The 12,491-nt window shown below is 72.0% G+C and carries 12 protein-coding genes; 10 read left to right on the top strand and 2 right to left on the bottom strand.

What is annotated here, in order from left to right:
* From ACFYM6_RS24315 to ACFYM6_RS24295, 5 genes are all read left to right on the top strand, one after another.
* Nucleotides 1–270, top strand: a 270-nt coding sequence (locus tag ACFYM6_RS24315) for an oligopeptide/dipeptide ABC transporter ATP-binding protein (protein WP_387278945.1), incomplete at its 5' end; no start/stop codon positions are given.
* Entirely contained in the window at nucleotides 267–1,292 is a 1,026-nt protein-coding gene (locus ACFYM6_RS24310) for an ABC transporter ATP-binding protein (protein WP_387278943.1), read from the top strand. The genes ACFYM6_RS24315 and ACFYM6_RS24310, both read left to right, overlap by 4 nt.
* On the top strand, nucleotides 1,289–2,290 hold the full coding sequence (locus ACFYM6_RS24305) for an ABC transporter permease (protein ID WP_387278941.1): 1,002 nt from the start codon (nucleotides 1,289–1,291) through the stop codon (nucleotides 2,288–2,290). Before ACFYM6_RS24310 ends, ACFYM6_RS24305 begins: the two co-directional genes overlap by 4 nt.
* Nucleotides 2,291–2,302: 12 nt before the next feature.
* Nucleotides 2,303–3,289: an ABC transporter permease gene (locus tag ACFYM6_RS24300; protein WP_387278939.1), complete on the top strand. Its 987-nt coding sequence runs from the start codon at nucleotides 2,303–2,305 to the stop codon at nucleotides 3,287–3,289.
* A gap of 94 nt (nucleotides 3,290–3,383) precedes the next feature.
* On the top strand, nucleotides 3,384–5,129 hold the full coding sequence (locus ACFYM6_RS24295; RefSeq protein WP_387278937.1) for an ABC transporter substrate-binding protein: 1,746 nt from the start codon (nucleotides 3,384–3,386) through the stop codon (nucleotides 5,127–5,129).
* Nucleotides 5,130–5,217: 88 nt separating this feature from the next.
* Here the strand turns inward: ACFYM6_RS24295 and ACFYM6_RS24290 are convergent, their stop codons facing one another.
* Nucleotides 5,218–7,362 carry a prolyl oligopeptidase family serine peptidase gene (locus tag ACFYM6_RS24290; protein ID WP_387278935.1) on the bottom strand — a complete coding sequence of 715 codons (2,145 nt, stop codon included), beginning with the start codon at nucleotides 7,360–7,362 and terminating at the stop codon, nucleotides 5,218–5,220.
* Between the two features lie 86 nt (nucleotides 7,363–7,448).
* Between ACFYM6_RS24290 and mshB the strand changes: the two genes are divergently transcribed.
* The 3 genes from mshB to ACFYM6_RS24275 all read left to right on the top strand — a co-directional run bounded on the left by mshB (nucleotide 7,449) and on the right by ACFYM6_RS24275 (nucleotide 9,929).
* Nucleotides 7,449–8,372: an N-acetyl-1-D-myo-inositol-2-amino-2-deoxy-alpha-D-glucopyranoside deacetylase gene (gene mshB, locus ACFYM6_RS24285; protein WP_387278934.1), complete on the top strand. Its 924-nt coding sequence runs from the start codon at nucleotides 7,449–7,451 to the stop codon at nucleotides 8,370–8,372.
* 17 nt (nucleotides 8,373–8,389) lie between these two features.
* Entirely contained in the window at nucleotides 8,390–8,866 is a 477-nt protein-coding gene (locus ACFYM6_RS24280) for a hypothetical protein (RefSeq protein WP_387278932.1), read from the top strand.
* Nucleotides 8,867–9,464: 598 nt separating this feature from the next.
* The gene (locus tag ACFYM6_RS24275) at nucleotides 9,465–9,929 is read left to right on the top strand and encodes a hypothetical protein (protein ID WP_073834779.1); all 465 of its coding nucleotides are present in this window, start codon (nucleotides 9,465–9,467) and stop codon (nucleotides 9,927–9,929) included.
* Nucleotides 9,930–9,957: 28 nt separating this feature from the next.
* Here ACFYM6_RS24275 and ACFYM6_RS24270 read toward each other — a convergent pair whose 3' ends face one another.
* Nucleotides 9,958–10,953 carry a GNAT family N-acetyltransferase gene (locus tag ACFYM6_RS24270; protein WP_387278930.1) on the bottom strand — a complete coding sequence of 332 codons (996 nt, stop codon included), beginning with the start codon at nucleotides 10,951–10,953 and terminating at the stop codon, nucleotides 9,958–9,960.
* 79 nt (nucleotides 10,954–11,032) lie between these two features.
* Between ACFYM6_RS24270 and fdxA the strand changes: the two genes are divergently transcribed.
* Together fdxA and dapC are read left to right on the top strand one after the other, a co-directional pair.
* On the top strand, nucleotides 11,033–11,359 hold the full coding sequence (gene fdxA, locus ACFYM6_RS24265) for a ferredoxin (RefSeq protein WP_007464872.1): 327 nt from the start codon (nucleotides 11,033–11,035) through the stop codon (nucleotides 11,357–11,359).
* Nucleotides 11,356–12,465 (top strand): succinyldiaminopimelate transaminase, encoded by a 1,110-nt coding sequence (dapC, locus tag ACFYM6_RS24260; protein ID WP_387278971.1) that lies wholly within the window; start codon nucleotides 11,356–11,358, stop codon nucleotides 12,463–12,465. The genes fdxA and dapC overlap by 4 nt, the downstream gene beginning before the upstream one ends.
* The last annotated feature ends 26 nt before the right edge of the window (nucleotides 12,466–12,491 follow it).

Genomic DNA, 12,491 nt, shown 5'->3' with positions numbered 1-12,491 from the left:
TTGTCGAGTGTGCCGTCGTTGCACGGTGACGCGGACGCGGACCTGGTGCCGATCAAGGGCAATCCGCCCTCGTTGATCAACCTGCCCTCGGGGTGCGCCTTCCACCCGCGCTGCCGTTACGCCGACCGTAACGGAGACCGTTCCCGCACCGAGGTGCCCGAGTTGCGGCCGGCTGGGGAGGCGGGACACCTGGTCGCCTGCCACCTGCCGGCCGAGGAGCGCACCCGGCTCTACCAGCAGGACATTGCCCAGGTGGGAGTCGCGCAATGACCGAACCACTGCTCAAGGTGCGCGGGCTGACCAAGCACTTCCCGGTGCGCGACGGGTTTCGGGCCAAGGGCGCCGTCCGCGCCGTCGACGGGCTGGACTTCGACGTCCGGCCGGGGGAGACGCTCGGCCTGGTCGGGGAATCGGGCTGCGGCAAGACCACCACCGGGCGGATGCTGGTCCGACTGCTGGACTCCACCTCCGGGTCGATCGAGTTCGCGGGACGGGACATCACGCACGCCCGCCGCGGTGAGTTGCGGCCGCTGCGGCAGGACCTGCAGATCATCTTCCAGGACCCCTACGCCTCGCTGAACCCCCGCCACACCGTCGGCCGGATCGTCGCCATGCCGCTGCAGGTCAACGGCATCAACCCACCCGGCGGCATCAAGAAACGCGTCCAAGAGCTGCTCGAACTCGTCGGCCTCAACCCCGAGCACTACAACCGCTACCCCCACGAATTCTCCGGCGGCCAACGCCAACGCATCGGCATCGCCCGCGCCCTCGCCCTACGCCCCAAACTCATCGTCGCCGACGAACCCGTCTCCGCCCTCGACGTCTCCATCCAGGCCCAGGTCATCAACCTGCTACGCGACCTGCAACGCGACCTCGACCTGGCCTTCGTCTTCATCGCCCACGACCTCGCCGTCGTCCGACACTTCTGCCACCGCGTCGCCGTCATGTACCTCGGCAAAATCGTCGAAATCGGCGACCGCAACGACATCTACCAACACCCCCAACACCCCTACACCCGAGCACTGCTGTCCGCCATCCCCGACGTCACCACCCTCGGCCCCGCCGGACGCATCCGCCTCACCGGAGACGTGCCCACCCCCCTCAACCCACCATCGGGCTGCCGCTTCCGCACCCGCTGCTGGAAAGCCCAGGACCACTGCGCCACCGAAGAACCCCCACTGATCACCCGCGACGGCGGCAGGCAGCTCACCGCCTGCCACTACCCGGAGACCGGAACGATCAGCCAGGACTCCGGGCCGGCCGGCGCGACCGCCGAGGAGGTGTCGAAGTGAGCCTGTCCCCGGTCGAGGGCGTGGCCCTCGCCGAGATCGAGTCCACCGGTGCGGGTCCCGAGGAGAAGAGGCTCGTCGGGCGCTCGCCCGGCCAACTGGTCTGGAGCCGGCTGCGCCGGGACCGCACCGCGCTGGTCAGCGGCATCGTGCTGGCCGTGCTCATCCTGGCGGCGTTGGCGGCGCCGCTGATCTCGCGGCTCTACGGGACGTCGCCGAGCCAGCAGTTCGGGGACCTGCTGGACGCCACCGGCATGCCGCTCGGCTACGTGGGCGGGGTCAGCGGCGACCACTGGTTCGGACTCGAGCCGGGCCTGGGCCGGGACATCTTCATCCGGATGATCTACGGCATCCGCACCTCGCTGCTGATCGCGCTCGGCGCCGCCGTGGTGACCACGACGATGGGTGTCGTGCTCGGGATCGTCGCCGGTTACCTGGGCGGCGTGGTCGACGCGGTGATCGGTTGGTTCACCGACGTCGCCCTGGCGATGCCGTTCCTGGTCTTCGCGCTGGCCGTGGTGCCGACGTTCTCGCTGCGCTTCTACGGTCCCCGGGACGCGATCCCGACCTGGTTCGCGGTCACCACGCTGATCGTGGTCTTCGCCGCGTTCGGCTGGACCGGCACCGCCCGACTGGTACGCGGGCAGGTGGTGTCGCTGCGCGAGCGGGAGTTCGTGGAGGCGGCCCGGGCCAGCGGGGCCGGGCTGGGGCACATGCTCTTCCGGCAACTGCTGCCGAACATCTGGGCCCCGATCCTGGTGTCGTTCTCGCTCGCCGTGCCGTCGTACGTGACGGGCGAGGCGGCCCTGTCCTTCCTCGGCGTCGGGCTGCCCGAGTCGGTGCCCAGCTTCGGCCGGATGATCTACCGCAGCATCGACTACCTGCAGACCGACCCGGCGTACGTCTTCTTCCCCGGCATCACCATCTTCGCGCTCGTGCTCGCGTTCAACCTCTTCGGCGACGCGCTGCGCGACGCGCTCGACCCGAAGTCGTCACGGTAAGGGGTTCGGCACATGGTGCGGTTCCTGCTGAAGCGGCTGCTGCTGGCGGTCTCGGTGCTGCTCGCGGTGAGCGTCGTCAGCTTCCTGATGTTCTTCGCGCTGCCCCGCGACCCGGTGACCGGCATGTGCCCGAAGAACTGCAACGCCGAACGCCTGGAGCGGGTGCGTACCGAGCTGGGGCTGAACGACCCGAAGCCCCAGCAGTACGTCAACTACATGAAGGGCATCTTCGTCGGCCGCGACCTGGGCAGCGCGCAGGGCGGCAAGTGCGAGGCACCCTGTCTCGGCTACTCCTACGTCAACAGTGAGGCGGTCAGCGATACCTTCGCCCGGGTGCTGCCGGTGACGTTGAACGTCGTGCTCCCGGCGGCGGTGCTGTGGCTAGCCATCGGGGTGGGGCTCGGGATGATCTCGGCACTCCGGAGAGGTTCGCTGCTCGACCGCGTCTCGATCGGGCTCACGCTGACCTTCGCCTCGTTGCAGCTCTACTTCGTCGGGGCCGTGCTCCTGCTGATCTTCGTCTACTCGCTGAAGATCCTGCCGACGCCCCGGTACACGCCGATCTTCGAGAATCCGGTGGAGTGGGCGCGCGGGCTGGTGCTCGCCTGGGTGACCCTGGCCCTGCTCTTCTCCGCGATCTACGCGCGGCTGTCCCGAGCCCAGATGCTCGAGACGCTCTCCGAGGACTTCGTGCGCACGGCTCGGGCCAAGGGCGTGGCGAAGCGGAAGGTCTACGGGCGGCATGCACTGCGGGCGGCGATCACCCCGATCGTGACGATCGCCGGCATCGACGTGGGCGCGGCACTCGGCGGCACGGTCATCACCGAGACGACGTTCGGCATCCAGGGGCTGGGGCGTACCGCCGTGGAGGCGGTCCGCCAGGGCGACCTGCCGACCATCATGGCCACCGTGCTGATCTCCGCGCTCTTCGTGGTCGTCGCGAACATCGTGGTCGACCTGCTCTACGCGTACATCGATCCGCGGGTACGCCTCGGCTGAGCTCGCGTGTCGCCGTCGATTCGTTATCTGCTCGAAATTTACCGCAGATGAAAGCTGAGCGAAGCTTTCCTTCATTGGACCCGGAGGAGTGAGTATGCGAGCAAGACTCGCCACCGCCATGGGCGGTGCGATGGCACTGGTGGTCGCCCTCAGTGCGTGCAGCAAGAACACCGGCGACAACGCCGACAAGGTGGACACCAACAAGCCCCGCAGCGGCGCCATCGCGACCGACCCCAAGGACTCGCTCGGCCCGGCGGCCGAGGTGCCCGGCGCGGCCAAGGGCGGCACCTTCTACATCCTGCGGGAGAACAAGATCTCCCACCTGGACCCGCAGCGGGTCTACTCGTTCGCCGGGCTGATGGGCAGCCAGCTCTACGCCCGGTTCCTCACCACGTTCAAGGACGACGGCAAGGGCAACGTGACCCTGGTCGGTGACCTGGCCGAGACCCCCGGCAAGAACGTCAACAACGACTGCAAGGTCTGGGAATTCAAGATCAAGCAGGGCGTCAAGTTCGAGGACGGCCGTCCGATCACCTCCAAGGAGATCGCGTACGGCATCGCCCGCTCGTTCGACCCCGACCTGACCGGCGGCCCCACCTACCTGCAGGAGTGGCTGGCCGACAGCCCGCAGTACGACACCAAGTGGAACTTCAAGGCCAACAAGACCTCGCTGCCGCCGGGCCTCAGTACCCCGGACGCGCAGACGCTGCGCTTCGAGTTCAACAAGCCGCGCTGTGACCTGCCGTTCGCCGTGTCGCTGCCGGCCACCGCGCCGCTGCCGCCGGACAAGGACACCGGCGTCAACCTGGACAACCAGCCGTTCTCGTCCGGGCCCTACAAGTTCACCAAGAACCAGCCCGGCGTGGAGATGGTGCTGGAACGCAACCCGAACTGGGACCCGGCCACGGACCCGGTGCGGCACGCGTACCCGGACAAGTTCGTCTGGTCGCTCGGCCCGGACCAGGCCACCCAGACCAACCGGGTCCTCGCCGGCACCGGCAACGACGCGGCGGCGGTGGCCACCGGCGGCGTGCCGTCCGAGCTGATCGCGAAGGTTACCGGTGACCCGGCCCTCAAGGCGCGCATGATCGTCGCGGCGACGCCGAACGCGTTCCGGCTGAGCATCAACACGACGCGGGTCACCGACCTGTCCGTGCGGCAGGCGATCAACTACGCGATCGACCGCAGCAGCATCACCAAGAACCTCGGCGGCCCGTACGGCGCCGTGCCGCTCACCACCCTGCTGCCGCCCACCACGCTCGGCTACAAGCAGTTCGACGCGTACCCGGCCGGCGAGAGCGGCAACCCGGACAAGGCCAAGGAGTTGCTCGCCGGCAAGTCGGTGAACCTGGTGCTCGGCACCGGCGACGAGACCTGGCAGCAGGAGACCGCCACCCAGGTCAAGGCCGCCCTGGAGAAGGCCGGCTTCACCGTCACCATCAAGCCCATCCCCGCGGACGGCTACCTCGACTTCGTGAAGAAGAAGAGCAACCCGTGGGACATCTGGGTCGACTCGTGGGCGGCCGACTGGCCCAGCGGCGCGGCGATCCTGCCGGTGCTCTTCGACGGCCGCGCCATCAAGGCCGAGGGCAGCAACAACACCTCCCAGCTCAACAACGACGCCATCAACGCCGAGTTCGACCGGGTGCTCGCGGAGGACCCGGCGAAGCAGGCCGAGGAGTGGAGCAAGCTGGACGAGCGGCTCATGAAGGAATCGGCGCCCGCGGTGCCGCTGTACAACGAGGTCACCTCCATCGCACACGGCGAGAAGGCCGGTGGTGTCTTCATCGGCAGCATCTTCGGCTGGCCCAGCTTCGTGGACGCCTACGTGAAGCAGTGACGGCCTGACAGCAAGGGGCCCCTGCTCAACGCCGCGCGTTGAGCAGGGGCTCTTGCGCTATCGCTTGGGCGGCACCAGGTGCCCTTCCTTACAGGTTCCGGCGGAGGAAGTCCAGCTCCAGGCGGAGCAGGCGTTCGGCGACGCCCCCGGCGGCCATGTGGCTGGCCCCGGTGAGCGGCAGCACCGCGTGCGGCCGGCCGGCGGCCAGCAGCGCCGCCGAGAGCCGCAGCGTGTGCGCGGCCACCACGTTGTCGTCGACCAGGCCGTGCACCAGCAGCATCGGCCGGGCCTGCGCCGGGTCGCCGACCGGCTCGGCGGCCAGCTCGACCAGCGAATGGTGGGCGTAGACGTCCATCCCGTCGTCCGGCATGCCCAGGTAGCGCTCGGTGTACGCGGTGTCGTACAGCCCCCAGTCGGTGACCGGGGCGCCGACGATCGCGCAGCGGAACAGCTCCGGGTGGCGCAGCACCGCCAGCCCGGCCAGCCAGCCGCCGAACGACCAGCCCCGCACCGCCACCCGGGCCAGGTCGAGGTCCGGGTGCTTGCCGGCGAGCGCGGTCAGCGCGTCCACCTGGTCGGCCAGGATCACGTCGGCCACCCGGCGGTGGATCGCCTTCTCGAACGACGGCGCGATGCCCGGGGTGCCGCGGTTGTCGATGGTCACCACGGCGAAGCCCTGCTCCGCCCACCACTGCCGCTCCAGCCAGGCCGCCCGGGCGGCGATCACCTCCTGGTGCCCCGGCCCGCCGTAGACGTCCAGCAGCACCGGCAGCTTCGTGCCCTTGACGTGCTCACCCGGGTAGAGCACCGCGCTCGGCAGCCGCCGGTCGGTCACCCGGACCATGGTCGGCCGCGGCGCGTACGGCGGGGTCGCGGCGCGCGAGCGCAGCTCGCCCACCTCCCGGTCGCCGTGCCACACCGTCCAGCGGGTGCCCGGGTGCTCCAGCGACGCGATGCCAACCACCAGCGTGGCGCCGCCGATCGCGGCGGTGTGCCAGCCCGGGTCGCTGCCCATCCGGCGGGCGTCCACCCCGCCGCCGATCACCGTGCGGACCCGGTAGAGGTGGCGCTGGCTCGGCTCGCCCTCGCTCGCCTCGACCAGCAGGTCGGTCGGGGCGCCGCCGTTGGCGGGCAGCCGCCCCACCACCCGGCGCACGTAGAGCGAGGGCGGGGTGAGCAGGGTGCCGTCGGCGAACAGGCACCGCGCGTCGTACCCGTCGTGGGCCAGCTCGCCGCCGACCAGCACCCGACCGTCCGGCAGGTGTGCCGGGGTACCCGGGATCGGCTCCACCCAGCGCGGGTCGGCCAGCTCCGCGTGCACCTGCGTCTCCCCGGTACGCGGGTCCACCGCGAGCACCAGCCCGTGCTGCTGCGACCGGCGCAGCACGGTGATCAGCGGCCCGCCGTCGGCCCAGTCGACCGAGGTCAGGTAGGGGTAGGTCTCCCGGTCCCAGTGCACGTCGACCCAGCCGCCGTCGAGGTCGAGCAGGTGCAGGCTGACCTCGGCGTTCGGCCCGCCCGCCCGGGGGTACGCGACGGTCGTCGGCGGGCTCGCCGGGTCGGCCGGGTCGTGCAGGTGCCAGTGCGGCAGCCGGGACTCGTCCACCCGGGCGGCCAGCACCGAGCGCCCGTCCGGAGCCCACCAGTAGCCGCGGAACCGGTCGAACTCCTCCGCCGCGATGTGCTCGGCGAGCCCCCAGGTCACGCCGCTGTCCTCACCGGCCAGGAGGTTGTCGGTGCCGTCCGGCTCGACCACCCGGAGCTGGCCCCGGCGTACCCCCTCGGCGGCGTCGGTGACGTAGGCCAGTCGTTCGCCGGTGGGGTCGGGGCGGGGGTCGATCACCGGGCCGATCGCGGTCACCTCGACCACGTCGCCGTGCACCAGGTCGGCCCGGAACAGCCGGCCGGCCAGCGCGAACGCGGCCACCCGGCCGGCGGCGTCCAGGGCGTAAGAGCCGATGCCGCCAGCGGCGAGCCGCAGCCGCTCGCGCAGCGCCCGCTCGCCCGGGGCCAGCGCGGTCGGGTCGCCCTCCGTGCCGAGCAGCACCGCCGGGTCGGCGACCAGCCGCTCCTCGCCGGAGGTGACGTCCAGCAGCCAGAGCGCGTCGGCCGGGTCCTCCGGTCCGGAGGAGCGCAGGAAGATCACCCGGGAACCGTCGTCCGCGACGGAGACGGCGCGCGGCGCCCCGTGGCTGAACCGACGGGTACGGGCGGCCAGCTCGGGATAGTCCACGCCTCGGATCGTAGAGGCGTGTCGTGCGTGATGTGGCCGACCTGCGCGGACGCGTAAGCGTCGGGGGAAGAGGACCGCCGGTTAGAGTGACGGTCGTGACGAAGCTGCCCGATCGACGCCTCCTGCTGGTCCACGCGCACCCGGACGACGAGTCCATCGGCACCGGCTCGACGATGGCGCACTACGCCGCCACCGGCGCCCACGTCACCCTGGTCACCTGCACCTTGGGGGAGGAGGGCGAGATCCACGTACCGGAGCTGGCCCAGCTCGCCGCGGCCGCGGCCGACCAGCTCGGCGGGTACCGGATCGGCGAGCTGGCCGCCGCCTGCGCCGCGCTCGGCGTCACCGACCACCGCTTCCTCGGCGGTGCGGGCCGCTACCGCGACTCCGGCATGATGGGCCTGCCCACCAACGAGCACCCCCGGGCCTTCTGGGGGGCCGACATCGACGAGGCCGCCGGCCACCTGCTGGAGATCATGCGGGAGATCCGGCCGCAGGTCATGATCACGTACGACCCGAACGGCTTCTACGGCCACCCCGACCACATCCAGGCCCACCGGGTGGCGATGCGCGCCCACGAGCTGGCCGTGGCCGAGGGGATCGCCCCGGCGAAGGTCTACTGGACGGCGATGCCGCGCAGCGTGCTGGAGGCGGGCCTTGACGCGTTCACCGAGACCTCGGACAACCCGTTCGCCGGCATCGACGGCGTCGACGACCTGCCGTTCGGCACGCCGGACCCGGAGATCGCCGCGCGGATCGACGCCACCGAGCGACACGTCGCCAAGGAGGCGGCGATGCGGGCCCACGCCACCCAGATCCCGGCCACCTCCTGGCTCTACTCGATCGCCGGCAACTTCGGCGCCGAGTTCATGGGCGTGGAATATTTCACCCTCGCGGTCGGCGAGAAGGGCCCGGGCAGCGGCCCGTACGGCTGGGAGGACGACCTCTTCGCCGGGCTGCCACTGGACGGACCGGACCGGTCCCCGGTCGCGGCGGCCGGTCTCCGGTGACGGTGCCGGCCGTACCGATGTCGGTCGCCCCCGAGCAGCAGCCCGCTCCGCCGCCCGCGCGGCCGGCGCGGGTGCTGGACCTCGCCCTGCGGGTCGCCGGCGGGGTGGTGGCGGTCTGGGCGGGCGTGCTGGCCGCGGTGCTGGAGCTGCTCTTCGCCACTTGGGCCTGGGAGGTGGTCAAGGGTCGGCCCGGCGGCGCGGTCAAGGCGGTGGTCGGGACCTCCCTCGCGGTGGGCGGGATCGCCGCGGTGGTGGTGCTGACGATCCTGGTGGGCTGGTTCGCCCACGTCGCGGTCGGTACGCGCTGGGCGGCGGCGCTGCCCGCCCTGCCCTGGTTCCTGGTGATCGTCGCGGGCGGGATCCGGACAGCCGAGGGTGACCTCGCGCTGAGCGGGGACAACCTGCTCGGCCTGGGGCTGGTGGTGGCCGGCGCGATCACCTTCGCGGTGCTGGGCTTCCGGCAGCTCGTGGTGCCGCCGAACGCCGCCCACTGAGGCTGGCACCGCGCGGGATGGACCGCGTAACGCCGATGCGCTCCAGGTCGCCGCTGGGCCAGCCCGCAATCACGGCCGCCACGAGCAGGACGACCGTGCATCCCATGCGGTTGAGCGGCGTCCCGGTGGGCGCATCCGGCGGACCGGACGCGGGGCGCAGGTCGATGACCCACGGTGATGAGTGGCTCGCCGAGGCGGCGGCTCGTCGCTGCCTTTGCTCTGCAGCCATCCACGCATCAGTAACGTAGCGTGGTCTCAGCCGGGGCTGATGCGTGCCCGTGCACGCGACGAATGGCCAGCTCAAGGCGGTGCTGCGTCCGTGGCTGCAGAGCAAAGCGCCGAGAGGGTCCCACCGGCGGCGACGCGGGCGTGCACGCTGAGTGATCGACCCAGGTTGTCGCGCTGCGTAGTCGAACATGGCGACCGTTGCGGCCGAACCGGCCGGCACGACGGGCCTGGGCCCCGACTCGGGCCGGGCCCGAGGACCGGTTGCGCCCCGGCCTCGGTGCCACGGTGCAGACGCCGCATAGGTTGCGGTGGTAGATATTCCTGCCAAGGAGTCCGCCGTGGGGGCGGGCGCTACGGCGGGAGGCGTGCGATGAGGGAGCGGTGGCGCGCGGTCGGCGTGCTGGCGGCGGCGCTGTTCGTGGTCAACGTGGTGGCCCGGTTGCTGATCAAGTTCGCTTTTCCGGACAACGACACCGCCAGTGACCGCGTCTCCCTGGCGATGTTCCTGGTGATCGGGCTGATCCTCGCCGTGCTCGCCTTCCGCTGGGGTGCCGACCGGCCGCTGGGCCGCCTGGCCGGTGACCTGGCCGCCGCGGTCGCCGTGGCGCTGGCGCTGACCGTGTTCGTCGGTCCGCTGCTGGTCGGCGAGAACCCGTTCGGCGGGGGCGCCGGGCTGTTCTTCGCCCAGATCTGGCTCTACCTGGCGGCCACCGCGGCCGGCGTGCTGGTGGGCTACCTGAGCCTCACCGCGCTCGGCCGGGACTACCGCTCCCAGCAGCTCAAGCGGTTCGCCGAGCTGAAGGCGGCCAAGCCGCGCAAGGTGGTCCGTCGCTGATCCTGGCGGTGCCCCGCGCCGCCCCCGGTCAGGCCGGGGCGACCCGGGTCAGATAGGTGTGGTGGGTCGTGAAGCCGAGCCCCCGGTAGAGGTTCACGGCCGGGGTGTTGCGCTGCTCCACCTGGAGGAACGCGTGCGTGGCGCCCTCCGCCAGGCCCCACTGGACCAGGGATCGGATCACCCGGCCGGCCAGCCCCTGCCGGCGCGCCTCGGGCAGCACCTCGATCGACGTCAGCCCCAGCCAGCGACCGCCGCCGGTCACCGTGCCCCGGCCGGCGGCGAGCAGCCGGCCGTCGGCGTACACGTGGGCGAAGCGGATCCGGTCCACGGCGGTGAGCACGTGTCGGGCGGCGTCCGGCAGGCCGCCCTTGCGGCCCGCGGCGATCGCCAGCCAGTCGTCGGAGGGGGCCGGGGTGAGCTCGACCGGGGGCTCGCCCCGCCCGGGCCGGGACCCCGGGGCCAGGTCGGTGCCCGCTCGCCCGGCAGGCGGCGCGGCCAGCGCGGCGAGCGCGGCCGTCTGCACCAGCACCGGTGGCCGGGCGGCAAAGCCCCGGGCGTCCAGCTCCGCGCCGACCGGCGCGGCCAGCGGCAGCGGGGTGTTCACCAGGGCCGGCTGGCCGTGATCGGCGTACCAGTGCTGCACGGCGTCCAGCGCGGCGGGCAGCGGGCGGTCCGGGTCGCCGACCGGCAGCGCCGAGTTGGCCCGGCCGGTCCAGCCCGCGGCGCTGCGCAGCAGCCAGTCGCCGAGTCGGCCGCGTACCGGGGCGGGCCAGGCCTCGTCGGCGGCCAGTTCCAGGGCGGCCACCGCGGTGGCGGTGGGCCGGCGGGCCGCCGGGACCCGCTTGGCCCGGTGCACCTCGCCGACGGGGACCCGTAACCGCCCATGGTCGGTGGCCAGCGTGATGTGGGTCTCGCTCAGCTCGACCAGATCACCGAGTGCGTCGGAGAAGAGCGGTCTGCCCTCGCGAATCCCCACAATCCGGCGGACCACGATCCGGTGTCCTACGTCCTGCTGTCGGAGCACGATCGACCCCCTCCCCGGCGAGATACTAGGCTCTTACCGTCGCGGGTGATCGCGATGAGTCTTGCGGAGGAGAAGACCGGTGACCTACATCATCGCCGAGCCGTGCGTGGATGTGCTCGACAAGGCATGCATCGAGGAGTGCCCGGTCGACTGCATCTACGAGGGCAACCGGATGCTCTACATCCACCCCGACGAGTGCGTCGACTGCGGTGCCTGTGAGCCGGTCTGCCCGGTCGAAGCGATCTTCTACGAGGACGACGTCCCGGAGCAGTGGAAGGACTACACCGGGGCGAACTACGAGTTCTTCGAGGACCTGGGCTCGCCCGGCGGCGCCTCCAAGATCGGCAAGGTGGAGAAGGACGCCACGTTCGTGGCCGCCCAGCCGCCGCGCGGAGAGGGCCACTGAACCGGCCCGCGCCGGTGTCGTCGCGGCTGCCCGACTTCACCTGGGACACCCTGGACGCCGCGGCCGCGACGGCCGCGGCGCACCCGGACGGTCTCATCAACCTCTCGATGGGCACGCCCGTCGACCCGGTGCCGCCGGTGATCCGGCAGGCGCTGGCCGACGCGTCGGACGCCCCGGGCTACCCGCTCACCGCGGGCACCCCCGCGCTGCGGGACGCCATCGCGGCCTGGGTGGCCCGGGCCTGCGGCGCGGGCGTCGACGGGCTCGGGGTGCTGCCGACGATCGGTTCCAAGGAACTGGTCGCCTGGCTGCCCACGCTGCTCGGCGTCGGTCCGGGTGACGTGGTGGTGGTGCCGTCCATCGCCTACCCGACCTACGAGGACGGGGCCCGGCTGGCCGGTGCCACCACGATGCGCACCGACTCGCTGACCGCGGTCGGCCCTACCCCCCGGGTACGGCTGGTCTGGGTCAACTCGCCCGGCAACCCGACCGGGCGGGTGCTGCCCGCCACCCACCTGCGCAAGGTGGTCGACTGGGCCCGCGAGCGCGGCGCGGTGGTCGCCAGTGACGAGTGCTACCTGCCGCTCGGCTGGGACGCCGAGCCCGTCTCGATCCTCTCGCCGGAGGTCTGCGGCGGGTCGTACGAGGGTGTGCTGGCGGTGCACTCGCTCTCCAAGCGCTCCAACCTCGCCGGCTACCGGGCCGGGTTCGTCGCCGGTGACCCGGCGCTGGTGGCCGAACTGCTCAAGATCCGTAAGCACGCCGGCATGATCGTGCCGGCCCCGGTGCAGGCGGCGATGGTGGCCGCGCTGGGCGACCAGGCGCACGCCGACGCGCAGCGGGAGCGCTACCGCGCCCGGCGCGAGCGGCTGTACGCGGCGTTCACCGGCGCCGGCTTCACGGTCGAGCACTCGGAGGCCGGGCTCTACCTGTGGATGACCCGGGACGAGGACTGCTGGGACACCGTCGACTGGTTGGCCCGGCGGGGCATCCTGGTCGCCGCCGGGATCTTCTACGGCCCGGCCGGTGCCCGGCACGTCCGGGCGGCGCTGACCGAGTCCGACGAGCACATCGCGGCGGTCGCCGGCCGGCTCGCCCAAGCCTGACCCTCGCCGGGCGGCGGTCGGCCCAG

It is taken from the genome of Micromonospora sp. NPDC006431 (genome assembly GCF_042870725.1).
Classification (GTDB): domain Bacteria; phylum Actinomycetota; class Actinomycetes; order Mycobacteriales; family Micromonosporaceae; genus Micromonospora.
Note: the sequence above shows the minus strand (reverse complement) of the source record. Positions and strands in the feature narration are given on the sequence as shown.